Annotated in this window: 16 protein-coding genes and 1 pseudogene; 12 read left to right on the top strand and 5 right to left on the bottom strand. The window is 42.3% G+C overall.

What is annotated here, in order from left to right:
• The 3 genes from L8106_RS27545 to L8106_RS27535 form a co-directional block, all read left to right on the top strand.
• Window positions 1-1083: Re/Si-specific NAD(P)(+) transhydrogenase subunit alpha (locus tag L8106_RS27545; RefSeq protein ID WP_009787843.1), on the top strand; the 1083-nt coding region annotated here is incomplete at its 5' end.
• Window positions 1084-1301: 218 nt separating this feature from the next.
• Window positions 1302-1598 carry an NAD(P) transhydrogenase subunit alpha gene (locus L8106_RS27540; protein ID WP_009787842.1) on the top strand — a complete coding sequence of 99 codons (297 nt, stop codon included), beginning with the start codon at window positions 1302-1304 and terminating at the stop codon, window positions 1596-1598.
• On the top strand, window positions 1595-3001 hold the full coding sequence (locus L8106_RS27535; RefSeq protein ID WP_009787841.1) for an NAD(P)(+) transhydrogenase (Re/Si-specific) subunit beta: 1407 nt from the start codon (window positions 1595-1597) through the stop codon (window positions 2999-3001). Before L8106_RS27540 ends, L8106_RS27535 begins: the two co-directional genes overlap by 4 nt.
• Before the next feature lie 138 nt (window positions 3002-3139).
• Here the strand turns inward: L8106_RS27535 and L8106_RS27530 are convergent, their stop codons facing one another.
• Window positions 3140-4057 carry a DUF2207 domain-containing protein gene (locus L8106_RS27530; RefSeq protein ID WP_009787839.1) on the bottom strand — a complete coding sequence of 306 codons (918 nt, stop codon included), beginning with the start codon at window positions 4055-4057 and terminating at the stop codon, window positions 3140-3142.
• Window positions 4058-4805: 748 nt separating this feature from the next.
• Between L8106_RS27530 and L8106_RS27520 the strand changes: the two genes are divergently transcribed.
• The 4 genes from L8106_RS27520 to L8106_RS27505 all read left to right on the top strand — a co-directional run bounded on the left by L8106_RS27520 (window position 4806) and on the right by L8106_RS27505 (window position 10140).
• Window positions 4806-5765, top strand: a complete 960-nt coding sequence (locus L8106_RS27520; protein ID WP_009787838.1) for an orange carotenoid-binding protein — start codon at window positions 4806-4808, stop codon at window positions 5763-5765.
• A 125-nt stretch (window positions 5766-5890) separates the two neighbouring features.
• Window positions 5891-6220 carry a hypothetical protein gene (locus L8106_RS27515; RefSeq protein WP_009787837.1) on the top strand — a complete coding sequence of 110 codons (330 nt, stop codon included), beginning with the start codon at window positions 5891-5893 and terminating at the stop codon, window positions 6218-6220.
• 221 nt (window positions 6221-6441) lie between these two features.
• Window positions 6442-7128: an SH3 domain-containing protein gene (locus tag L8106_RS34010; RefSeq protein ID WP_232228599.1), complete on the top strand. Its 687-nt coding sequence runs from the start codon at window positions 6442-6444 to the stop codon at window positions 7126-7128.
• A 249-nt stretch (window positions 7129-7377) separates the two neighbouring features.
• The gene (locus tag L8106_RS27505) at window positions 7378-10140 is read left to right on the top strand and encodes a DNA methyltransferase (protein ID WP_009787835.1); all 2763 of its coding nucleotides are present in this window, start codon (window positions 7378-7380) and stop codon (window positions 10138-10140) included.
• Between the two features lie 90 nt (window positions 10141-10230).
• Here the strand turns inward: L8106_RS27505 and L8106_RS27500 are convergent, their stop codons facing one another.
• Window positions 10231-10842 (bottom strand): Uma2 family endonuclease, encoded by a 612-nt coding sequence (locus tag L8106_RS27500; RefSeq protein WP_009787834.1) that lies wholly within the window; start codon window positions 10840-10842, stop codon window positions 10231-10233.
• A gap of 262 nt (window positions 10843-11104) precedes the next feature.
• Between L8106_RS27500 and lpdA the strand changes: the two genes are divergently transcribed.
• From lpdA to L8106_RS27485, 4 genes and pseudogenes are all read left to right on the top strand, one after another.
• Window positions 11105-12538: a dihydrolipoyl dehydrogenase gene (gene lpdA / locus L8106_RS27495; protein ID WP_009787833.1), complete on the top strand. Its 1434-nt coding sequence runs from the start codon at window positions 11105-11107 to the stop codon at window positions 12536-12538.
• Between the two features lie 357 nt (window positions 12539-12895).
• The gene (gene trpC / locus L8106_RS27490; protein ID WP_009787832.1) at window positions 12896-13783 is read left to right on the top strand and encodes an indole-3-glycerol phosphate synthase TrpC; all 888 of its coding nucleotides are present in this window, start codon (window positions 12896-12898) and stop codon (window positions 13781-13783) included.
• An 86-nt stretch (window positions 13784-13869) separates the two neighbouring features.
• Window positions 13870-14067: pseudogene (locus L8106_RS33285) on the top strand (DUF5340 domain-containing protein); the annotation flags it as partial.
• 93 nt (window positions 14068-14160) lie between these two features.
• Complete coding sequence (locus L8106_RS27485; RefSeq protein WP_009787831.1) at window positions 14161-15318, top strand: alanine--glyoxylate aminotransferase family protein; 1158 nt, start codon at window positions 14161-14163, stop codon at window positions 15316-15318.
• A 154-nt stretch (window positions 15319-15472) separates the two neighbouring features.
• On the opposite strand, the gene L8106_RS27480 is transcribed toward L8106_RS27485, so the two are convergent.
• From L8106_RS27480 to tnpA, 3 genes are all read right to left on the bottom strand, one after another.
• Entirely contained in the window at window positions 15473-20029 is a 4557-nt protein-coding gene (locus tag L8106_RS27480) for an Ig-like domain-containing protein (RefSeq protein WP_009787830.1), read from the bottom strand.
• 13 nt (window positions 20030-20042) lie between these two features.
• Window positions 20043-23096, bottom strand: coding sequence for a DUF4347 domain-containing protein (locus tag L8106_RS27475; RefSeq protein ID WP_009787829.1), 3054 nt, complete (start codon window positions 23094-23096; stop codon window positions 20043-20045).
• A 416-nt stretch (window positions 23097-23512) separates the two neighbouring features.
• Window positions 23513-23917 carry an IS200/IS605 family transposase gene (gene tnpA / locus L8106_RS27470; protein WP_009782306.1) on the bottom strand — a complete coding sequence of 135 codons (405 nt, stop codon included), beginning with the start codon at window positions 23915-23917 and terminating at the stop codon, window positions 23513-23515.
• Window positions 23918-23971: 54 nt separating this feature from the next.
• Here tnpA and L8106_RS31125 point away from each other — a divergent pair, with 54 nt between their 5' ends.
• A complete protein-coding gene (locus L8106_RS31125) occupies window positions 23972-24196 on the top strand; it encodes a helix-turn-helix domain-containing protein (protein ID WP_232228597.1) in 225 nt (74 codons plus the stop codon).
• Window positions 24197-24239: the final 43 nt, after the last annotated feature.

Genomic DNA, 24239 nt, shown 5'->3' with positions numbered 1-24239 from the left:
TGTAGCTGCTCGACTCGTCAGCAAGGAATCGAAGTTTGGATTGAAGCCGGGGCGGGTGAACGGGCTTTTTTCTCTGATGCTACCTATGAAGAAGTCGGGGTCAAAGTCATTGGTGACAGTGGTGCCCTTTGGCGTGATGCCGATATTGTCCTGAAAGTGGGCAATCTCGAAGAATCCGAAGTCGAAAAACTGCGCGAAGGTAGCATTCTGATTGGATTTTTAAATCCTTTGGGTAATCCGGGTTTAGTCCAAAAGCTGACTGACCGTAAGGTAACGGCTTTTAGCATGGAAATGATTCCTCGGACTAGCCGCGCTCAAAGCATGGATGCACTGTCTTCTCAGGCTAACCTCGCGGGTTACAAGTCGGTTTTAATTGCGGCGGCAACTTTACCGAAATATTTCCCGATGCTCACCACTGCGGCCGGTACCATTCGCCCTGCCAAAGTGTTAGTCATGGGTGCAGGTGTCGCTGGTTTACAAGCCATTGCTACCGCTCGTCGTTTAGGGGCTGTGGTTGAAGCCTTTGATGTTCGCCCGGAAGTTAAGGAACAAGTCCAAAGCTTAGGCGCGAAGTTTGTTGATGTCACCCTCGAAGAAGACACTGTAGCCGAAGGCGGCTATGCCAAAGAACTCTCAGAAAAGGCTAAACAACATACTCGTGAAGTTCTCACTACTCATGTTGCTGCTTCTGATGTCGTAATTACAACCGCTCAAGTTCCGGGTAGGAAAGCTCCTGTGTTGGTCACAGAGGAGATGGTAACTCAAATGAAGCCGGGAGCAGTTGTGGTGGATTTGGCGGCTTCTCAAGGCGGCAACTGTGAATGTACCGAAGCCGGAAAAGACGTGATCAAACATGGGGTCACGATTGTCGGCCCGATTAACTTACCGTCTTCGATGCCTCTCCACGCCAGCGAAGTCTACGCCAAGAACCTCTCAGCTTTGTTAAAGCTAATGACCACCCCTGAAGGTGAACTGACGCTCAATTTTGAGGATGATATCATCGACGGCGCCTGTGTGACCCATAACGGTGAAATTCGCTCTCAACGAGTTAAAGATGCTCTTGGCGTGACTGTAACTCAGTAAGGAGGGAACAGGGAACAGGGAACAGGGAACAGGGAACAGGGAACAGGGAACAGGGAACAGGCAAGAGGCAAGAGGCAAGAGGCAAGAGGCAAGAGGCAAGAGGCAATTCTAAACTTCTGACTTCTGACTTCTGACTTCTGACTTCTTTTGACCTGACACCTAAAACCCAAGATTTGGGCTTTTCGCACAACTACTAATCGCTAATTTCTAGAAAGATTATGACAGCAGAAACCCTAATTTCCGCATTATTTGTGTTTGTCCTGGCAACCTTTGCCGGGTTTGAAGTGATTACTAAAGTTCCCCCGACACTGCACACACCCCTAATGTCGGGTGCAAATGCGATTTCGGGTATCGCCGTTTTAGGGGCGTTAATCATCGCCGGAGAACGGGATTGGAACGTGACTGTAATTTTAGGTTTAATCGCCGTTGTGCTGGCAACAATTAACGTTGTTGGTGGTTTCTTGGTGACTGATCGGATGCTGCAAATGTTCAAGAAAAAGGAGGCTAAGGTATGAGCGAGTTTTTGCCAACAGGCATACAGTTAAGCTACTTGGTCGCTGTTACCCTATTTTTCTTCGGTCTGAAGAAGTTGGGTTCACCTGCAACCGCCCGTCGTGGAAATCTTTGGGCTGCGGTGGGGATGTTTATTGCTATTGTTGCAACTTTGCTCAATGAAGAAGTCCTCAACTATGAAATGATTTTAGTGGGGATTGTCATCGGATCAGTGATTGGTGCGATCACCGCCTACAAAGTTGAAATGACCGCAATGCCGGAACTGGTGGGTCTATTCAACGGTTTAGGGGGTGCTGCATCGGCGATGATTGCCGTCGGTGAATTTTGGCGGTTCTTGTCTGCTGCCCAAACACCTCCTCTACCAACGACCATTACGGCTGTATTAGGGGTGTTAATTGGGGGTGTGACGTTTACAGGGTCTTTGATTGCCTTTGCCAAACTCAAAGGGATTATGAGTGGTTCTCCGATCACTTTCCCTTTGCAACAGCCCTTCAACATTGCATTATTGATCGCGTTTCTCGCGGGTAGTGTTTTCATCTGTTTCTCACCGTTCAATTTACCCGTATTTTTGGGTATTGTGGGCATTTCCCTGGTTTTAGGGGTATTGTTCGTGATTCCCATTGGGGGCGGTGATATGCCCGTTGTCATCTCTCTGCTGAACTCTTTCTCGGGTTTGGCGGCGAGTGCGGCGGGTTTTGTCGTGATGAATAACCTGCTGATTATTGCGGGGGCGTTGGTGGGTGCTTCTGGGATTATTCTCACCATCATCATGTGTAAAGCCATGAACCGTCCACTCACAAACGTTTTGTTTGCGGGATTTGGTACGGGTGATACTAGCGCTGCGGTTGCCGGGGGTAGTGGTACAACAGATAAGTCTGTTCGCACGATTGACCCCGAGGAAGGGGCGATGATGTTGGGTTATGCTCGTTCTGTGGTGATCGTTCCCGGTTACGGGATGGCGGTTGCTCAAGCCCAACATTCGGTTAAAGAATTAGTCGATATGTTAGAAGGGTTGGGTGTGGATGTCAAGTATGCGATTCACCCTGTCGCCGGACGGATGCCGGGACACATGAATGTATTGTTGGCTGAGGCGAATGTTCCTTATCCTCAGTTGTACGATATGGATGACATTAACCCTCAGTTTGAACAGACGGATGTGGCGTTAGTCATTGGGGCGAATGATGTGGTTAACCCGGCTGCACGGGAAGACCAAAAAAGCCCGATTTATGGAATGCCAATTCTAGAAGTTGATCGGGCAAAACACACGATTGTGATTAAGCGCAGTCTTAATACTGGCTTTGCAGGTGTGGATAATGGTCTGTTCTACAAGGAAAAAACCATGATGCTCTTTGGCAGTGCTAAAGATGCGGTGGCTAAGTTGGTTTCTGAAGTGAAACAGCTTTAGTTTTTCGTTTAATTTTGTTGAAAATGCCCTCGATTGTTTTCTTGTTAAAGATGCGATCGAGGGTTAATTTATGGGAGTTTGGCGGTTAGCTAACAAAAGGAAGCGGGTATTGAAAGCGGTGTTTTCAAAGCGGTAATATTAGCCGCCACCACCACCACCGCCGCCACCGCCGCCACCACCACCACCACCACCGCCACCACCACCACCGCCACCTCCTCCGCCACCTCCGGCTTCACCTCCACCACTACCACCACCACTGCTATATCCACCAGTGCTTCTGTAACTCGTTCCATAATGCCTTGAGCGACTATTTTCATCCCAGTCAAATATTCTTCTCAAGATGGAGAAAACTAACACCCACAAAAGCAGTGGAAAACTCAACAAATTTTTAATCAAGTTTGAAATGGCACTCCCCAAAGAGAAATGCTGCCATTTTGGTGTGGGGATATCGAGAATAGTACCCGGAAAAGCGATCAGAATTTCTATTTCCTCTCGCGGAGGAATTGACTGTTGAGCGACAAATTCAAACGTGTAGGGATTAATCTGGCGAATGTTGGTTGAGGCACCATAACTGGTATATTCTGTAATTTTTCCCGATAAAACTTCGGGAAGTCTCACCACAACTTTGGCGTTTTCAATGGGAGCATTTCGATCTGAAAAAATAGCTTTCCAATAAACCCGATCAAGATCGTCACTAACTTGTAAACCTCCAATAACTCGATATTTAAAAACAAAGGTATGGGATTCTGGAGCGTTAAGATCGTGTCGCCATCTTATCCAGAATTGATTGTTTTCAGTTCCCGTTTCTGCCGAAATTTGTTCTTCATTTTCCCAAACCCTAACATCTGTAATCCGATCAACCTTATCTAAAGGAATATATCGATATCGCTGATTGGTATGGGATTCAGTGAAAACATATTTCTGAGTTTCACTCACGAGCATATCTCCATTTTCTTGAACATCAATTTCCACATTGATAAATTCCCAATAAAATGGAGACTTTTCTTGTCCGACAGCCATTAGCATCGGAGCCAGACTGAGCAAAAATGAGAGCATGAAAATTAGAACTCTCTGCCACTTAAGTTTGAGTCTCATATTACACATTGTTTTTTTTGCACTGACACAGCCTAGAACTTGGTCGAAACTTGATTTGTTTAGCAACTCAGTCTGAGTCCTGTTACTATTACACCCCCTCAAGGAGAATTTATGAATTTGCTCATTTTAGTCATTGGGAAAGCCAAAATTATCAGGTAATTCCTCAACGGTAATTTCCAGAACTTATAAGAATTTTTTATATTGAACAGGGGTTAATAGAAATACTTAAATATTTGCGTGACTATGATTGATAGGGAAGTGGAGAGATGGGGAGAAAGATATGTAGCATCGGTGAAGCCGTATTTGATATAACTTCAAAGTAGAGATGTGTTATATAGCAATTCTCGTACTGGTGAGGTACAGAACTTTATGTTTTAGGCAAGAGGCAACGGGCAACAGGCAATAGAAAAGATCGTAAATCTGTACCTCGTTACTCTGAGAAACGCTATAGTACCCAGCTAAAACATTTTTGAAAATGACCTGAAGCCCCTACACTGAAACTCGTTATTTTTTCGTTATTCACAAATCCAAATCAGTCACAAAGAAAGGCCAACCCATAAAGACGGATGGCCATAAAAAATGCTTAACCCCCAATTTGAATTCTTTATGTTTGGGTGTACCATATTCCCCTATTCTAAAGGTGGGTTTAATACAACCTGCGATCACAAGCATTGAGTTAAACCTTTCTTGGACTTTGACAAGGTAATTTATGCCATTTACAATCGATTCAGCTCGTAACATCTTCCCAAACACGTTAGCGGCAGATACAGTTCCTGCTACGATTGCTCGGTTCACTCAGCTTAGTGCAGAAGACCAACTGGCTTTAATTTGGTTTGCTTATCTTGAAATGGGTAAAACCATTACCATTGCGGCTCCTGGAGCGGCAAATATGCAGTTTGCAGAGCTTACACTCAATGAAATTCGCAAAATGGGGCCTCAAGAACAATCCCAGGTCATGTGCGACTTAGCAAACCGTTCGGATAAACCCCTTTGTCGCACCTATGCTACTTGGTCTGCGAATATTAAGCTAGGTTTTTGGTATCAGCTTGGACAATGGATGGATGAAGGACTTGTGGCTCCTATTCCCGAAGGTTATCAGCTTTCTGCAAATGCAGCAGCAGTATTACAAGCCATTCGGGGTTTAGAGTCAGGTCAACAAATTACAGTTTTGCGGAATTCTGTTGTTGATATGGGGTTTGACACCAGTAAATTAGGGAGTTACACCCGTGTTGCTGAACCTGTTACTCCCCCAACAGATATGGCAAAGCGCACTCAGGTTAAAATTGAAGGTGTTACCAATGCAACGGTATTGGAATACATGAATAATTTGAATGCAAATGACTTTAATGCGTTGATTGAGTTATTTGCACCCGATGGGGCGTTGCAGCCTCCTTTCCGCCGACCCATTGTTGGGAAAGAAGCGGTTTTACGGTTTTTCCAAGAAGAATGTCAGAATCTTAAATTAATCCCAGAGCGAGGCGTTTCTGAACCCGCAGACGAGGGTTATACTCAAATCAAAGTGACAGGTAAAGTGCAAACTCCCTGGTTCGGTGCGGGTGTGGGGATGAACATTGCTTGGCGGTTTTTACTGAATGCTGAAAACAAGATTTTCTTTGTTGCAATTGATTTATTAGCTTCTCCCAAAGAGCTATTAAACTTTGCTCGTTAGAGAAAAATTAAGCAAAAATACTGTTTAATTTGGGATGAGCGTCTGAGTACAAAGGACGCTTTTTTAGTTTGAGGCTAACCGTATCATCGGTTAACATAGATTAGTTGCATATAATTTTAGGTTTGATGATACCCGTGAGTGACATTGAGTGGTCTACAGCCGAGAAAGAAATTGCTCGGGAGGCATTTGAAAAAGCTTATCAGCGAGAAATTACGGCTTTAATTAAGGTTGTTCGAGAACAAGCAGGCGAGATTACAAAGCTTGATGATATTTGGCTTCTACATGACTTTTTAAGTGCGAGAAGACATGATATTGATGGTAAGTATGATCACAGAGATTCTCTCCTCATTTTTTCCTTTGCTCAGTTAGTAAAAGAGGGATGGTTACATCTCGATGAACTGAAAGGTTTAGATGCTGAGAAGATTAGTAAGGTTTCTGTACTCACACGAATGTGAAACTTTCAAGGGAGTTTGAGTGGGTTGGAGAAAAGGCTTGATTTGAAAGGTTTTTGGTTCTCTGAGACTCAACTCCCTTGTAGACAGGATCAAAAATAGACAGAAATCTAACTGTCCTATTCTCATCCTCTTGAAAGTGCAGAATTGATGGAATGATGGCTACTCTGGTTGCAGACAATTAAATTTTTGTCTCTCTTTCTCAAAATTAACCGATAGTTCGGGTGAAAACAGAAATAGTTCAAGATTATTTCCACCCAGAAGCATCACCCATGAAATTCAAAATTACATCGATTCTTAAAACTTTAACATTTGCTGCGATCGCGAGTGTATTTTTAGCCACTCCGGCTTTAGCAGACACCTTTACCGGAGGAAATTTTACCGTTACAATTGACGGATCTAAAGGTTCTGCTTCCTATACAGGTTGCGACGCGAAAGAACGTTGTGTTTATATTCCTAGCGCTTCTAATTATACTCAAGGACGTTACGCTTGGGAACGCAAAGGTTATACATATAGTATGATTCCTGAAGGGAATACAAGTCAGTATACTTTAAAAGTTTTTGACCCCAAAAATAAGATGTTGCTGTCTCAAAAAATGACACCTATCGCCCAGTCTAACCCGGATTATGTTCAGGAGTTAGTTGATAATAGCTTTTGTTCATTTATTGTCACCAACCAAGTCAATAGCAAAGTAAATATTCGTCAAAACCCTGACTTAAAAAGTGAAGTCGTTTTAAAACTGAAACGGGGTGACGGGGTGCGGGCGGTTTCTCGTCGGGGAAATTGGGTGAAAATTGTCGCATTGGTGGATGGATTTTCTCCCAATGAAAAGTTTACTCCATTTGTGGGTTGGGTGAATAATCGCTATATCAATGGATGTTCTGAAGATAAATTTGAGATGTGGCGATAATTAAACGTTAAAATAATACAATGCGATACGCCTAAAGGCATGGCTTGCGCCTACGCGATCGCTTTCTGTTACTTTCTGTTCAATTATTGTATTGAACTGTGTGTGTTGCGTAATCGATACAAATATTTGTATTAACTTGAAGCCCTTTCTTGGTATAATTAAAAAGGAAAGCGTTATTAAACTGCCGAATCAATTGCGACAATCAGCCAATAGCAATTAGAAATAAAACAAGAATTATTAGAATAATTGATGGCAGTTTGGAGAATTACCGGAGTCAATTCAATGCCAGCAACGCCCGAAAGTCTTCAGTCTTTTGTAAATTATTGTCAGCAACACCTCAGAGGCGATGAAAAAAGTGAGGCTCAAATTTTTCTGACCAAGTTTTTTCAGGCGTTTGGACAGGTCGGAACGAAAGAAGTCGGTGCGGAATTTGAAGACCGTTTAACGAAAGGAAGTGCAAAGGGAAAAACAGGATTTGCTGATTTGGTTTGGCGATCGCGTGCGGGAGTTCCCGGCGTTTTAATTGAGATGAAATCAAAAGGAGAAAACCTCAGCAAACACTATGCTCAACTCGAACGCTATTGGATGAGAATTGCTCCCAACAGACCCCGATATGCAATTCTTTGTAACTTTGATGAATTTTGGATTTTTGACTTTGAAAACCAAGTTGATGAACCTGTTGATCAAGTTTCCCTAGAACAGCTTCCCCAACGCATGGGAGCGTTTAGTTTTATGGAAATTGGCGGTCAGTCTCCCGTCTTTAAAAATAACCAAGTTGCTGTTACCGAACGCACCGCTAGAAGAATGGGGGAATTGTATCAACTGATTTATGAAAGAGAAAATAAAAACAGATTTCGAGACTTTAACGAAGAACAACTTCAGCGATTTCTTTTGCAATGTGTGATGGCGATATTTTCAGAGGATCGGGGTTTACTTCCCTCTAATTTATTTGTCGGTTTGGTTCAAGATTGCAAAGATAAAAAAGGAAGTTCCTATGATATTTTGGGCGGTTTGTTTCAAGAGATGAATCGACCCGGAGTTACACCCGCAGGACGGTATAAAGGAGTTAATTATTTTAATGGCGGGTTGTTTTCTAGCGTACAAGCAATTGATTTAACTTCACAAGAACTCGGCTTATTAGATACTTGCGCTCGTGATAACTGGAGTAATATTCGACCTTCTATTTTTGGGAATATTTTTGAAAGTGCGATTGACCCCGAAAAACGCCACGCTCATGGAATACATTTTACCAGTGAAGTTGATATTCGTCAAATCGTTCGACCGACCATTAGCGATTATTGGGAAGACCGAATTAATGCGGCGAATACTATCGGAGAATTAAATACTTTGCAGATGGAATTGCAAGGATATCGGGTACTTGACCCCGCTTGTGGTTCGGGTAATTTTTTGTATGTGGCTTATCAAGAATTAAAACGGATTGAAAGGCTATTAATGGATAAAATAACTGCACGAAAACGTTCAGAATCGACTGTGGCGGCGATCAGTTTTGTGACTCCGATGCAATTTTTTGGAATGGATACAAATCCCTTTGCTGTGCAACTAGCTAGGGTTACAATGATGATTGCTCGAAAAATTGCCATTGATAAATATCAACTCACCAATGAACCGGCTTTACCTTTGGATACATTAGATCAAAATATTGTCTGTCAAGATGCTTTATTTAGTCGGTGGGTGAAGGCAAATGCTGTGATTGGAAATCCTCCATTTTTGGGCGGAAAACACATGAGAATGACGCTAGGGGATGAATACATTGATCGGGTTTTTAACAAGTTTTCAGATGTGAAAGACTCGGTAGATTTTTGTGCGTATTGGTTTCGGTTAGCTCACGATCATATTGGTGAAACAGGTAGAGCAGGATTGGTTGGAACAAACTCTATTAGTCAAGGAAAAAGTCGCAAAGCTGCGTTAGAATATATTACTCAAAATGGCGGATATATTCACGAAGCGATTTCTACTCAACCTTGGTCTGGGGAAGCAAAAGTTCATGTTAGTTTGGTGAATTGGTGTAAGCAGCAACCGAAGGTTTATCATCTGGATAATCATCCCGTTAAACAGATTAATTCATCCCTACAATCTGTTATCGATGTTTCTCAAGCTGTGCGTTTAAAAGCTAATCTCAATCAATGTTTTCAAGGTGTTATTCCTGTGGGTAAAGGGTTTATTATTACCGAACAACAAGCCGAACATTGGATAAAATCGGATGCTAAAAATCAAGAGGTGATTAAGCTGTTTTCGATGGGAAGTAATCTCGCTAAAAATCCCCTCGGAAAACCCGAGCGCTGGATTATTGATTTTAATGATATGAGTTTGGAGGATGCAATTGAATACAAGCTTCCTTTTGAATGGGTAAAGGCTAATGTTAAGCCAGAACGAGATAAAAATCGTCGAGAAGTTAGGAAAGAAAATTGGTGGCTATTTGGCGAAAATGCTCCTAAAATGAGGAAAGTGCTGGCTTCATTATCTGGGTATTTTGCAGTTCCAGAAGTGTCAAAGTGGGCAATCTTTATTTCTTGTTCTTCTGATTGGCTACCAGGAAACAAAACTAAAGCTATTGCTTCAGATGACTTTTATATTTTGGGTGTACTTTTATCCTCGGTTCATAGAATTTGGATGAACGCTCAAAAATCAACTCTGAGTTCAAGTATTGCTTACACTCACAATAGTTGTTTTGAAACCTTCCCGTTTCCCCAAAATCCCGATACTAAGTTAGTTCAACAAATTCGAGTTACAGCAACAGAACTGCATGAATATCGCAGCGAACAAATGAAAAATAAACAGTGGGGAATCACACAACTTTATAATGCCTTTTTTAATGAACCGAGTAGCCAACTTTATCAACTTCATGCTAAACTAAGTAAGCTGGTTATGCAAGCCTACGGTTTTAATGAAAATGATGATATATTAGAAAGATTATTAACACTAAACCAAGAACTTGCAGCCAAAGAAAAACAAGGTGAATCTATAGTTGGGCCTGGTCGTCCAGATGAATAAATTCCCCCCTTAATCGTGAAAGTCGATTTTCACCGAAATTAGATTGGTTTAGTTAAGGCGATCGCACTTGTTTATCATCATAAAAAGTGATTAACTTCCAAAAATTTGTTCAACTGTTAACATTAGATTGGGGAAAGTCGGTGAAAATAAGCGATCGCCAAGTTTAAATTGCTGTAATTCGTATTCTCCATCAACCAATTGACCGATTGTAATCGTCGGTTGTTTGGGATTACCAATAAAGCGCCGCCCACCCAATGCAGCATAGTCAACAATCCAGTATTCCGGGATACCCAAAGCCTCGTATTCTCCTAACTTCATAAAGTAATCATCCCGCCAATTGCTAGAAACAACTTCTACAATAATTTTAATCGATTGACCTAAAGTAATTATAGAGCCACTTTCCCAGTCGGGTTCATCTATCAGTGCAGGTTCATCGAGAATAATTATATCCGGTTCATATCCAGAATTACCATCAATAGAACGGACAATGCACTCTTTTGGGATAAAATAGGGTAAGTTCGCCTGACGAATAGCAGTACCGAGATCATAAGCTAAATTGCCAGACACTTTTGAATGTTTCCCCCTCGGTTTTGGCATCTCAATAATAACCCCACGATGCAATTCATAGCGCGATTCAGAAACGGATGGTAGCCACTCGATAAACTCATCAAAGGTAATCGGTTGTTGTAAGATTTGAATCATAGATTGACTTTCCTTACCTTGACTAATTACTGTACAATTATTATTACTCAGTTCGTCATTGTTGCGACCGCCCGAGGTTTGGTGAGCTAAAACGCAACTAAAAACTTTTTTAATTACAACTTTAAATTACAATGGGTTTAGGGCTGATGCCATCAGCCCCTACGGAATTGGGTAGAATTTCAACCTCACACGAACTAACCCTTGTCTACTGTCCCCTCTGTGGTTCACAATGAACTTATAGGATCGCACCAGGAGACGTAGAGTGAGTGATTTTGACTACGATTTAGTGATAATTGGCGCAGGGGTTGGCGGACACGGTGCCGCTATCCACGCCGTTAGCTGTGGCTTGAAAACCGCTATCGTGGAAGTTGCAGAAATGGGCGGAACCTGCGTCAACCGAGGCTGTATCCCATCAAAAGCCTTGTTAGCTGCGGCGGGACGGGTGCGAGAGTTACGCAATACTCATCATCTACAAACGTTAGGAATTCAACTGGGACAGGTTAGTTTTGACCGGGGAACCATTGCGGGTCATGCGGAAAATATTGTCACGAAAATTCGCGGCGATATGACCAATAGCCTCAAACGTTTAGGCGTTGATGTCATTCAGGGTTGGGGAAAAGTTGTCGCCCCGCAAAAGGTAACAGTTGAAACCGCGAAAGGTGACAAAACAATTACAGCGAAAGATATTATTTTGGCGCCGGGTTCTATTCCGTTTGTTCCACCGGGAATTGAAATTGATCACAAAACGGTTTTCACGAGTGATGATGCGTTGAAGTTAGAATCACTACCCCAATGGATTGCTATTATTGGGAGTGGTTATATCGGTTTAGAATTTTCCGATGTTTATACGGCTTTAGGGTGCGAAATTACGATGATTGAAGCGTTGGATCAATTGATGCCAACTTTTGATCCTGATATTGCTAAATTAGCCCAACGGGTGTTAATTTCGCCGAGAGATATTGAGACTCGGGTGGGTAAATTGGCGATGAAGGTAACGCCGGGTTCTCCGGTAATTATTGAGTTAGCCGATACCAAAACCAAAGAAGTAGAAGAAGTGTTGGAAGTTGATGCTTGTTTGGTGGCGACAGGGCGTATTCCATACAGCAAAAACTTGGGTTTAGAATCAGTTGGGGTGGAAACAGATCGACGCGGTTTTATACCTGTTAATGATGATTTAGCAGTGGTTTCTAGCGGTGAACCGATTGCCAATTTATGGGCGATTGGAGATGTAACGGGTAAAATGATGTTGGCACATACGGCATCTGCCCAGGGTATAGCAGTGATCGAAACCATTTGTGGTCGCCATCGCCAAGTTGATTATCGCAGTATTCCAGCAGCAGCATTTACTCATCCTGAGATTAGTTATGTGGGTTTAACTGAACCTGCGGCGAAGGAATTGGGCGAAAAAGAAGGCTTTGAAGTGGCTTCGGTGAAAACCTATTTTAAGGGTAATTCTAAGGCTATTGCTGAGGGAGAAACTGAAGGAATGGCTAAGGTTATTTACCGCAAAGATACGGGTGAACTTTTGGGGGTTCATATTTTTGGGTTCCACGCTGCGGATTTAATTCAAGAGGCGGCTAATGCAATTATGAAGCGGGAGTCGGTGCAAACCTTAGCATTTTCTGTTCATACACATCCGACGCTTTCTGAGGTGTTGGATGAAGCCTATAAACGGGCTTTGAGTGCGACGCATTAATTTAACCCAAAGTTGCCATTAGGCGGTAAAATATCGGTGGGTTGAGAATGAACAAAAATTCTCAATCTACCTAGATGAATGATTGAATAACAGTAGAACGAAAGTAACTGGTTGGGGGTGGGTTTATCTAACTTATTTCTGAGTCAGATAAATTTACGCAGAACCCGCCCCTACAACACTGGTGAAGTGGTGACTGAAAATTGTCTCTTGCCTTTTGTCTTCTTTCTGTTCCCTGATCCGGTGTTCCCTCTCTTGGTGCGCGTTACGCAGAGCGGATTGAGAATCGCGCCTAGTCGCACCGCTGTTCCCTGTTCCCTGATCCGGTGTTCCCTGTTCCCTGTTCCCTAATTCCTAAAAATGCAAATTCGTCGTCGTCGTCCGAACCCGTCTGTGAATGTCGCTAGTTTACTTTATACCGTGGCAGTACCGGATGATCAACCCCAAAATATTCTCGAAGAAATTGTCTGGGAAAAAGAGAAAGAAGTTGATAGAAGACGGGAAAGTTTACCGTTATTGCAGTTACGGAGTCAGCTTGAAAATTTATCCCCAGCTAAAGATTTTCTCGCCGCGTTGAAAGCAAGTCCAACTCAACCTGCTATTATTGCCGAAGTCAAAAAGGCATCACCGAGTAAAGGGGTAATTCGCGAAGATTTTGATCCGGTGAAAATTGCCCAAGCTTATCAAGAAAATGGGGCTTGTTGTCTGTCGGTTTTAACGGATGAAAAGTTCTTTCAAGGTAGCTTTGAGAACTTAGGAAAAATTCGGGCTGCGGTTGAGATTCCGTTGTTGTGTAAGGAGTTTGTAATCTATCCTTATCAAATTTATCAGGCTCGAATTTATGGGGCAGATGCAATTTTATTAATTGCTGCAATTTTATCTAAGCAAGATTTACAATATTTCGTTAAAATTGTCAAGACTTTGGGGATGACTCCGTTAATTGAAGTTCATACCCTTGAAGAACTCGAACAAGTTCTCTGTTTGCAGGGTGTGAGTTTAATCGGGATTAATAATCGCAACTTAGAGGACTTTTCGGTGGATCTTGACACGACTCGTCAACTGTTAGACGCTAAAAAAGAGCAAATTCAATCTCAGGATATCTTAGTTGTCAGTGAGTCGGGCTTGTATACTCAAGATGACCTCAACTTTGTGAAAAATGCCGGGGCGAATGCCGTTTTGATTGGGGAGTCTTTGATCAAGCAACCTGATCCGGGAAAAGCATTACAACAACTCATTGGTCGTGACTAGCCAAATGCGATCGCTATCCGGTACTATAAGTAGCTGATCAGATGCTAGTTTTGAGGTTCCACAATATTAGCTTATAATCTGCTGACATGGAACCGATTCCTTTACCCTCTTACATTCATTACGAACTGCTGTTACAACTGCTAGAACGCAAAACGCGAGTCGCTCTTTACCACAATTCTCGACAGTATGAACAAGTCAATCAGCTAATCATCACCCTTCGCAAAGCGCTCGCCCTACAAAAGCAACTAGAGCAAAGCTGTATACACGCCAATTTGCCAACGGAGTCCTGTTGGTCTTTAAATGAGATTAACCCAGAGGCGAATAGCAGCTCATTCCCTGATAATCAACTCATAAACATAGACACACAGATTAACGCTATGGATGACAAATTAATGCTGATGATTCCGGGGCCGACCCCCGTTCCTGAACAGGCCCTTCTAGCGATGGCTAAACATCCCATCGGACACCGCAGTGGGGAGTTTAGCAAGATTATGGCAGAGGTGACAGAAAACCTCAAGTGGTTACATCAAACTCAAAATGATGTGCTGATCTTAACCACTAGCGGTACTGGGGCGATGGAAGCCGGAATGATTAACTTTTTGAGTCGCGGCGATCGCGTTTTGTGCGGAAGTAATGGTAAATTTGGAGAACGTTGGGCTGAAGTGGCGAAAGCTTACGGTTTAGAAGTGGATGTCATTTCTGCCGAATGGGGTACACCGTTAGATACTGAAAAATTCCGCGAAAAGTTAGAAGCCGATACCAAAAAAGAGATTCGGGCGGTAATTATCACCCACAGCGAAACCTCAACCGGAGTCCTCAACGATCTCGAAACCATTAACCGTTATGTCAAAGCCCACGGGGAAGCGTTGATCATGGTTGATGCTGTTACCAGTTTAGGGGCAGTGAATATTCCCATCGATGAATGGGGTTTAGATGTCGTCGCCAGTGGTTCTCAAAAAGGTTACATGATACCGCCTGGGTTGGGATTTGTTTGTGTGAGTGCGAAAGCCTGGGAAGCGTATAAAACCTCAGATTTGCCTCGCTATTACTTAGATTTGGGGCCTTATCGCAAGTCAGCAACCAAAGATACAACTCCGTTCACGCCTCCGGTGAATTTGTTCTTTGCGTTGCAGGCGACGTTGAGGATGATGAAAGCCGAAGGTTTGGAACAGATTTTTGCCCGTCATCAGCGTTTGACAAAAATTAGTCGGGCGGCGATGAAAGGATTGAATTTACCCCTGTTAGCGCCTGATGATGCGGCGAGTACAGCGGTGACGGCGGTTCGACCCCCAGAAGTTGTCGATGCCGAAAAGGTACGTTCAGTGGTCAAGAAGCAGTTTGATATTGCCCTCGCAGGCGGACAAGACCATCTTAAGGGTAAAATATTCCGGGTTGGTCATTTGGGATTTGTTAGCGATCGCGATATTTTGACTGCGATTTCTGCGATTGAAGTTGCTTTACGAGAATTAGGCTATGAAGGCTTTACACCGGGCGCTGGAATGGCAGCCGCCACGAAAGTTTTAGCTGAATCTTAATTTGCTTAATCAAGGAGTGCAAGTGTTTTTAACTTTAGTGAGTTAGAGACAAGACTTCTTTTTTCTGAACGTTTTTTTAGGGAAAAATTCACCCCAAAGATACAGAGAAACCTGAGAATTAATCTTCGTGACTTTGTATCTTTGGGTTTTTTTCTTAGATTGTTGTAAAGTCGTCTTCGGTAATTAGGGTAGAATTAATCCGGTTGAGTGTGACTAAAAGCTGACCCTCAAACCGAATTAAGGTCGCTGTTTCACCTTGTTCAATCGTGAGTTCATCGAAACTCAAACCAATAGACAAACCGAGTAAATCTTGGCTGTCAGTAAAGTCTACAATTACATCAGAACCCGAATTTAATAGGAGGGCAAAAATATCCGATCCTTCGCCACCGAAGAGAATATCATCTCCCTGATCACCCGAGAGGAAATCATCCCCTTCACCGCCAATTAAAGTATCGTTATCTTCACCACCGTAGAGGCTATCATTGCCTTGATTTCCATAGACTACATCTGCACCTAAATCCCCATAAACTTCGTCATTGCCTTGATCACCAAACAGTATATCATCACCCTTACCCCCGGCTATAAAGTCATTTCCCTCGCCGCCACTGACGATATCATTACCCTGATTTCCCAGTAAGAAATCATTGCCTTCGCCACCAACAATGGTATCATTCCCCAAATCCCCAAATATTGTATCATTTCCGGCTTCTCCACTGGCAAGATCGTTATCTTTTCCACTATAAATAAGGTCATTTCCTTCCCCTCCAATTAAGCTATCATTGCCTTGATTTCCAGATAAAGTATCATCTCCTTCACCGCCATCTAAAAGGTCTTCACCGTCTGTATCGGGTAATACTAGATTGTCTGAACCGCCAACCAAAGAATCATTTTCTGAACCCCCAATTAACGTATCACTTCCGAAACCCCCGACGAGAACATCTTCTCCGCTACCGCCATCAGCGATATCATTGCCATTTCCTGCATTGAGAATATCATTGCCAATATTACCGAAAAGATTATCACTTCCGCCAAAAGCATTAATTTCATCATTTCCAGCTAAACCCACAATTTGTTCACTGATTTCAACACCAATCAAAATGTCGTTAGCTTCAGTTCCTTCTATGGAAGTTTCAACCGCATTCAAAGCAATTGATTCGGTGATAAAAGTGTAGGATTGAGACAGTCCGGCGAGTGTAGCTGTAAATACTAAAAACTCAAACGAAATATCCGTGGGAAGGGAGAGAATCTGAGAAGAAATACTCGGAACTTCTAAGATAATTCGGCTAGCACTCGAACTTAAGCCAATACTATTAGTAGCCGTATAACGCAGTTGAACTTGACCTAAAAATGTCGGAGTTGGAACAAAACTGAGTTGAGAGGCTTGTTCAATTGTTATTTCTGTAACTTGGCTAAGACGAGTAACAACAGTACCATTTAAAAAGAACTGACCTTGGGCTTCTAAAGGTAACTCTAGAATCGAGAAACTGACAATTTCTCCATTGATATCATTTGCAGTTAAAGTTGGAATTTCAATCGCGGTGCCATTGTTCGGAATATCAGCAACAATGATTTCATCTGCTATCGGTTCAGACTCGGGAATATCAAAGTCTACACTTGGCGTTCCAACTAATACATTAATACTAATTTCAGTCGGTTCAGAACTTTGACCATCGTTATCATTGGCAACATAATTTAGAACAATATCTCCGACAAAGTTTGTATTGGCTTCAAACCGCAAACTTCCGGCTTGTTCGAGTGAAATTTCACTAACTTGAGTGAGGTTAAAGACTTCCGTGTTACCGAGGAATAATTGACCCTGAGAAGGACTCGGAATATTTTGTAGGGTGAAGCTAACAATGCTACCATCTTCATCACTGCCAACCAAAGTCGGGAGTCCAATGGGAACAGAAGTCGGGATAATACTGGGAAGTTCTAACGGTTGAACCGTCGGTAATATGTTCGGAAGGATAAAGAACGAAACTTCTCCAACTTGACTAGAGGTAATTCCGGCTGTATCTGTCGCGGTAAACTTAAGAACGGTTGAACCACTAAAATCGAGATTGGATGTAAACGTCAGTTGTCCGGCTTGGTCTACGGGAATGACTTGATTGACCGTAACAGGTTCACCATTGAGGAAAACGGTTCCACCGAGGGGAAGTTCAACTAACGTAAAACTGGCAATATTCTCAGTATTAACTGTGGCTAAAGGAGGAAGCGGAACTTGAGTGGAAATATTTTTTAGTAACGGAACTGGCGGGTTTGTTGGTAGAGGCGGTAAATTGGTGACATTCACCACCAGGTTGTAGGTTGCGGGTGTCTCATCAGTTCCCCCTTGGTCATCCGTCGCCACATAACTAAATTGGGTTAAACCACTAAATTCAGCCTCGGGAGTAAAGGTGAGTTGGTCGGCTTGGTCTGCGGGAATGACTTGATTAACTTCAATTGCTGTCCCACCCAATAACAGTTGACCCCCCACAGGTAATTCTGTAATCGTAAAACTAGCGATACTTCCGTCGGCGTCGGTTCCCTCCAAACTCGGTAAAGCAACGGGTGTGGGTACGTTGGGAATGATTGGCCCTATTTTATCGGCGGTAACGGGGAGTATATTCTCTGTTGTTAACGCCGGGAGGGTAACGGTTGCCGGGGTGGGGTCTTCTGTTCCTTGGGTGTCGATAGCGGTATATCGGAAGCTATCTCCGGTAAAGTTTCCTCCGCCAATGTAGCTGAGGTTTGCGGCGTCTGCGACTGCAATTTCGGGAGTTGTTAACGGTTGACCGTTGAGTAAGAGGGTACTATTTGTGGGAAACTTGGTAATCCGAAATGCTGTGATTGTTCCCTCTGCGTCGGTGGCGGTGAGTTCAGGAATTGTAACGGGTGTGTTATTACCGGGGTTAGGACTCGCAATGTTATCGACAGCGACGGGAAGTTGATTTGTACTATTAACCGGAATAACGACAATTGCTGGGGTTAAATCTGAGGCATTATTATCATCAAAAGCGGTGTATTCAAATTCTGCTAATCCCACAAAACCAAGTTCGGAAGTAAAGGTGAGATTTCCGCTATCTTCAATAGAAATCGTTTGATTTGTAGTGACCGTTTCACCGTTAAGTTGGAGTTGACCATTTTCAGGTAAACGGGTAATTTGAAAACTTGTAATGGTGCCATCAAAGTCACTAGCAGTTAAAGCCGGAATTGCAACTTGAGTCGCCGTATTCGGAATAATTTCTGTGAGTAGATTTTGAGTAACAGGCGGTTGATTGGTGTCGGTATTAACCGTAATTGAAACTTCTCCTGTTGCAGATTCTCCGCCGTCGTCTTGGACGCTGTAGGGAATATTAACGCTTCCGGTAAATCCGGTTTCAGGGGTAAAGGTGAGATTCCCTTGTTCGTCTACCGTGGCATTTCCTTGATTGTTTAAATCGGTTACATCCAGTTCAACGGTACTCGGATCAATAATACCATCCGGGTCAAAATCGTTATTAGTGATATTGAAGGTAATCGGAGTATCAATTCGAGTAATTACGGTGTCATTGTTGACAACTGGGGGAGTATTAACTGTGGTGAGATTAACCGTTGAAAAAGCCGTGTTACTCGGGTTGGTTCCATCCGTAACAGTGATCTCAATTTGACGGGGTTTAGTGTTAGGTGTCGTGGAGGTGTTGGTGTAAACAATTTGGGATAATGCAGTTTGATAGTCGGCTAAACTCGCATCTCCGGTTAAAGTTAATTCTCCGGTAAAGGAATTGTATTCGCTGGCGGTAATATTGGCAGGTAATGTACCGACAATAGAAAGGGTTTCTGTTCCGGGGTCAAGCGGATTTGCTAAGTTAATGCTGGCGGTGGTTAAAGTGGTGCTATCTGTATCGCTAATGGTAATATTACTCGCGATCGCAACAGATTCTCCCCCTTCGGTAAAGTTAATATTATCTGCTTCTAAACTGAGGACAGGCGAAACGTCATCATCGAGAATATTTGCAGTTGCAGTTAGGGTACTATTTTCAACATCAATTCCATCAAGATTGGTGAGGTTAATGCTAAAAGTTTTATCGGGTTCTTCTAAACCATCATCGAGGAGAGGAACATCAAAACTAACACTCGTTTCTCCGACAGGAATAGTTAAACTTCCGGTTGTTGCAGTGTACTCTAAACCTGCGGCTGCGGTATCATTAATAGTGGCATAATCAAAACTAACTGGAAAACCACTAATTTTAGAAGCGGTGACTGTAAAAGTCGCTATTCCATCTCCTTCGTTAACGGTAATATCGCTAACTGAAATGCTAGGAGGTGCGTCATCGTTAGCAATGGTTCCTGTGACTGAAGGAGTGATAATATTGCCATAACTCGGATTATCCAAACTAACGTTAAAAACCTCATCCCCTTCAAAGGTTATATCACCATTAACCTGAACCGTTATCGTTTGACTCGCTGGTGTTTCTGCAAAGGGATTTGCCGCAAATGTTAGGCTACCATCATTATCAACATAGTCATTATCTGCGACGGTTGCGGTGCCATCATTGGTGGTGTAATTAACAACAATATCTTGGGTTGTCTGTTGACTCAAACTAACCGTATAAGTGTAATCAACAGTGTCACTATTCCCTTCATTTTGAGCGAGATTTTCTGCGATTGTAATTTCAGGTAAACTGACTGTTGCCGCGTTAGAAAATTCCGATGTGTTGTTATTGGGGTCTGTTGCTGTTGCGGTAATCAATTGACCGGATAAATCACCGGTTTCGGGTAAAGTTGCTGTGAATGTGCATTCCTTCCGCGTCGGTTGTTACATCTATTGTGCCGATAAAGCTTTGACCTTGACCATTTCCGGGAGGATCAACCGCAGCATTACTAAAGAATTCTAGGCGATAAGCGGTATTCGGTAAACTGTTATAGCGACCTGCAACAACGGTAGCATTCTCAACAGGTTCGGCTAACACTAATTCGGGATAATTTTGCAGTGTATTCGGCCCTTCGTCCGTATCTCCCGCGTCATTTATCGTTACACCATCGTTACCCAAATCAATCCCAATTGCCGTATTATCTTCTGCTGTACCATTGGAGAAAATATTATTCCCTAAAATCCCATTACCAACGGCTGTATTGCTAGTAACAGTAACACCATCTCCGGTATTAAAAGCGATTGTATTGGCTTGTCCTGCTTCGAGTCCACCAATAATATTATTAACCGCATTATCGACTACAATTCCACTGTTAGCGTTTGCCAGTCCAGTCGTCCCATCCGCAGCGACTCCAATGCGATTTCCTTGAATTTGGTTGCCACTCGAAGCATTAACAATTGAAACCCCATTAACCGTATTACCCGAGATTAGATTTCCAATTACACCATTGCCAGTCGAGTTATCAAGTTCTAAACCATTATTACTGTTAGCAACCGCAGCATTCCCTACACTGTTTGTTCCGATTAAATTCCCGATAATTTGGTTGCTATTGGCAGTGCTTAAAACTAAACCGTTAATTGTGTTTCCAGAAATAACATTTCCCTGACCGGCTTCGCTTCCCCCAATCGTATTGCCTGCCGAACTCTCAATCAAAATACCATTGTTTTGATTGGGAACTGCCGTGCCTCCGGTGGCATCCAAACCAATTAAATTACTTTGGATTATATTGGCGGTTGAATTCAATTCAGCAGTCCCCGTCATCCGGATTCCATCAACAAGATTACCTGAGATTGTATTCTCCTCTCCGGGAGTATTGCGACCAATAATATTGCTGCTAGAATTTTGGATTTCTACACCAATTCCGCCATTAATTACCATCGGATCGGCTGTTGTTTGTCCATTGGGAATCGCAGTATTTCCAGCAGAATTCGTTCCAATAAAGTTACCCAAAACTTTAGTTTCATTGGAATTATTGGTAATTAATACTCCGTTAATTCCATTCCCAGAAATAACGTTGCGGTTCGTTCCTGGAACGTCAGGATTTTCGAGTCGATCTAGTCCAATATCATTATTCGTTGAACCGTCGATCCGAACGCCATGACTTGTATTCGGAACTGCCGCATCACCCGCAGCATTAACACCGATAAAATTCCCGAGAATAGTATTGTCGCTGGCTGCATTTATAATCAATATACCATCTGCACTATTACCTGAAATCGTATTTCCTTCACCCGGATTAACACCACCAATTGTATTGAGGGTAGAAGCATCAATTTGAATCCCTTGTCCGGTGTTAGGAATTGCCGTATTCCCAGTTGCATTAACCCCAATATAGTTGCCTAAAATTTGCGTATTGCTGGTCTGAATTGGAGCATCTACCTCGGTCTGAAGTAAAATTCCATTTCCATTATTACCCGAGATAATATTGCGATCTTCGGGATTAACTCCACCTATAATTGTTCCCGTTGTATTTCGGATTAAAATCCCATCACTATTGTTTGGTAATGCTGTTGCACCATCAGGTGTAACTCCTATGCGATTTCCTCGAATAATGCTATCATTTGAACCTCCACCAATAGAAATACCTCTCCCTTGATTGCCAGAGATTGTATTCCCAATAACTTGAGTTCCTATCGCTCCGTCGTTAATCAGGATACCTTGTTGGAGATTGCCGAGTCCAGATGTACCACTGCTATCCGTACCGATAAAGTTTCCAATGATTAGATTATCAGTCGCGGTCTCATCACCTTGAGTAAAGACACGAATACCGTTTTCTTGTGCGTCTGGAGTTGATGCAATAAAAGTATTCCCTTGAATAATACTGTTACTACCCGACAGAGAAATACCTCGATTACTATTATTTTGAAGCGTACTATTGGTTAGTACAAGTCGGCTGCGACTCACAATTCCAAACTGAGTATTATTGGTAATTAAGCTGTTATCAATCTCTAATGTACCCTCCCCACCTCCATATTGAATTCCGGTGCGAGCATTTTGAACAGTTAAGCCGGAGATTCTGACAACAGTTTCTGGGTTAGAAGTATTAACTTGAAAAACAAAACCATCACCGGTACCATTAATGATTAAATTATTTGCTCCTGGGCCGTTAATGGTGAGATTATTTCCATTATTATCGTTTATATTTAATCGATCAGTTAGGTTAATTGTTTGACCCGATAAAGCCGGATCAAACTCAATAATATCATCTTCGTCGTTAGTGTTAGCTTGTTCTATGGCATCTCGTAAGGAACCCGCACCCGCATCATTAGCATTTTCAACAGTAAACGTTACTAACACTCCTGCATAGTTTTCTTTAACAGATTCCGTAAATGCTAAAGGCGATAAAATCGAGTCAGTTGTAACGTCTAGTTTCCAGTTTCCGCCTAACTTGTTATTTCCTATTTTTGTCGATGAAGCGGCTATATTCGCGCCTGTTAAGTCTTGGATTTTTTGAATAAATGGTGAAATAGATGTGTGAGTAAATACTGATTGTTCGGTGAGATGAAAATACGGATAGGATTTTTGACTTTCTGCTTGAGCAACGTCACAACCATAGAGTAAAATCTCAGCATTACTTGTTAATGCACCTCTCCACTGCTGGAGTTGTTCGGTGTACTGATCTAATGTATCGAGATTGAGTTGACTGTTCCCCAGATACAAACATCCCGGTGAACCATGACTAACGATGTGTAGTGTTTGAATGCGGGGTGCTTTACGGCGACGAATTCGAGCTTGTAAATGTTCCGTAATTTGTTCAACCCCATCCTGATTTGAGTTCAGGATAATGACCTCAGACCCTAGTAGAACCCCCTGACAAAGATATTCGTAGTCTTCAACTTTAGCGTCAATGCAGATCAGATTTTGGCTAGGAGTGAATGATATCATTGTCAGTTTTTATTTAATACTCAACTAACTATTTATTGTAAATCCTAACTTCCATTTCCGCCAAGCTTTTCTGACAAAAAATTGAATCAATTTAGGAATACTATATTTGAGGTTTGTAGTCTATCAATGATAGATCAGATCGGTGGCGAGACAAGGACTCTAAATCTTCTCATCCTCGTCAATATACTAATTTTATAGATTGACATATCACCCTTTTTATGCCTTTGACCGAATATAATTATTCCGAAAAAAAAAGTCAACCTGGTTTTGTAAAGATTAAGAAGAAGTTTTTTAATTTTTGGTAAAGTTAACTTAGGTTGTATTTTTGAGCTAATGGCGACAGCCCCGCGTTCTATCGAAGATGAACGTCGGGAAGGATAGCCCGACAAATTAAGGACTCGATGTCCGAAATTTTGTCAATTAGGAGTTTTTTGATTCTCAACATATTCTTTTAATTGTGAAACAGTTACACCTCCGCAACTAGCAATAAAATATGATTCATTCCATAAAACTGACTTTCTATAAACATCAGCTAATTCTGGAAATTCAGTTCTTAAACGACGACTGGTTATAGATTTTAAGTTACCTACAAACTTAGGTAATTCTAATTGTGGGTAATATTGGAAAAGCAAATGAATGTGGTCTGTTTCCCCATTAACTTCAATCATCTGACAATCCCATTTACGGCGTTCCCATATGATGGTTTGAAGTCGCTCTATTATAGCTCCTGTAAACACTTTACGTCGATACTTAGTTGTCAAAACCAAGTGGGCTTTTAAGTCTGATATTGCTCTCCCGCTAGAGACAAAATCATCTTTCATGTTGTCACCGTGCCTGTTTTATGTTACAGTCATTGTAACAGGTCGAGGTTTACCATGATAATTTCTTACCAATATCGTTTAAAACCTAATTACGAACAACGTTGTCGTCTCAACAGTTGGCTAGAAAAATTAAGGTGTCAGTACAATTATTTGTTAGCTGATAGATTTGATTGGTGGGAAAACAACAGAAATTACGTTAATTCTTGTCCTTTAGTTTGTAGTATTGCTGATCTAGAGAACACCAGATACTATAAACAAAAAGATCCCTTGTTCAATTAAAACAGAGCGACCTTGGTATAAAGACATCCATGCTCATGTTTTG

The sequence above is a fragment of the Lyngbya sp. PCC 8106 genome (assembly GCF_000169095.1).
Lineage (GTDB): Bacteria > Cyanobacteriota > Cyanobacteriia > Cyanobacteriales > Microcoleaceae > Capilliphycus.
The sequence above is the reverse complement of the archived record's forward strand: the minus strand, read 5'-3'. Positions and strand labels throughout refer to the sequence as shown.

Bases quoted from the DNA above. Each gene is read 5' to 3' on its own strand.
- L8106_RS27540 (WP_009787842.1), top strand. From the start codon at position 1,302: ATGACAGCAGAAACCCTAATTTCCGCATTATTTGTGTTTGTCCTGGCA.
- L8106_RS27535 (WP_009787841.1), top strand. From the start codon at position 1,595: ATGAGCGAGTTTTTGCCAACAGGCATACAGTTAAGCTACTTGGTCGCT.
- L8106_RS27530 (WP_009787839.1), bottom strand. From the start codon at position 4,057: ATGCTCTCATTTTTGCTCAGTCTGGCTCCGATGCTAATGGCTGTCGGA.
- L8106_RS27520 (WP_009787838.1), top strand. From the start codon at position 4,806: ATGCCATTTACAATCGATTCAGCTCGTAACATCTTCCCAAACACGTTA.
- L8106_RS27515 (WP_009787837.1), top strand. From the start codon at position 5,891: ATGATACCCGTGAGTGACATTGAGTGGTCTACAGCCGAGAAAGAAATT.
- L8106_RS27505 (WP_009787835.1), top strand. From the start codon at position 7,378: ATGGCAGTTTGGAGAATTACCGGAGTCAATTCAATGCCAGCAACGCCC.
- L8106_RS27500 (WP_009787834.1), bottom strand. From the start codon at position 10,842: ATGATTCAAATCTTACAACAACCGATTACCTTTGATGAGTTTATCGAG.
- trpC (WP_009787832.1), top strand. From the start codon at position 12,896: ATGCAAATTCGTCGTCGTCGTCCGAACCCGTCTGTGAATGTCGCTAGT.
- L8106_RS27485 (WP_009787831.1), top strand. From the start codon at position 14,161: ATGGATGACAAATTAATGCTGATGATTCCGGGGCCGACCCCCGTTCCT.
- L8106_RS27475 (WP_009787829.1), bottom strand. From the start codon at position 23,096: ATGATATCATTCACTCCTAGCCAAAATCTGATCTGCATTGACGCTAAA.
- tnpA (WP_009782306.1), bottom strand. From the start codon at position 23,917: ATGAAAGATGATTTTGTCTCTAGCGGGAGAGCAATATCAGACTTAAAA.
- L8106_RS31125 (WP_232228597.1), top strand. From the start codon at position 23,972: ATGATAATTTCTTACCAATATCGTTTAAAACCTAATTACGAACAACGT.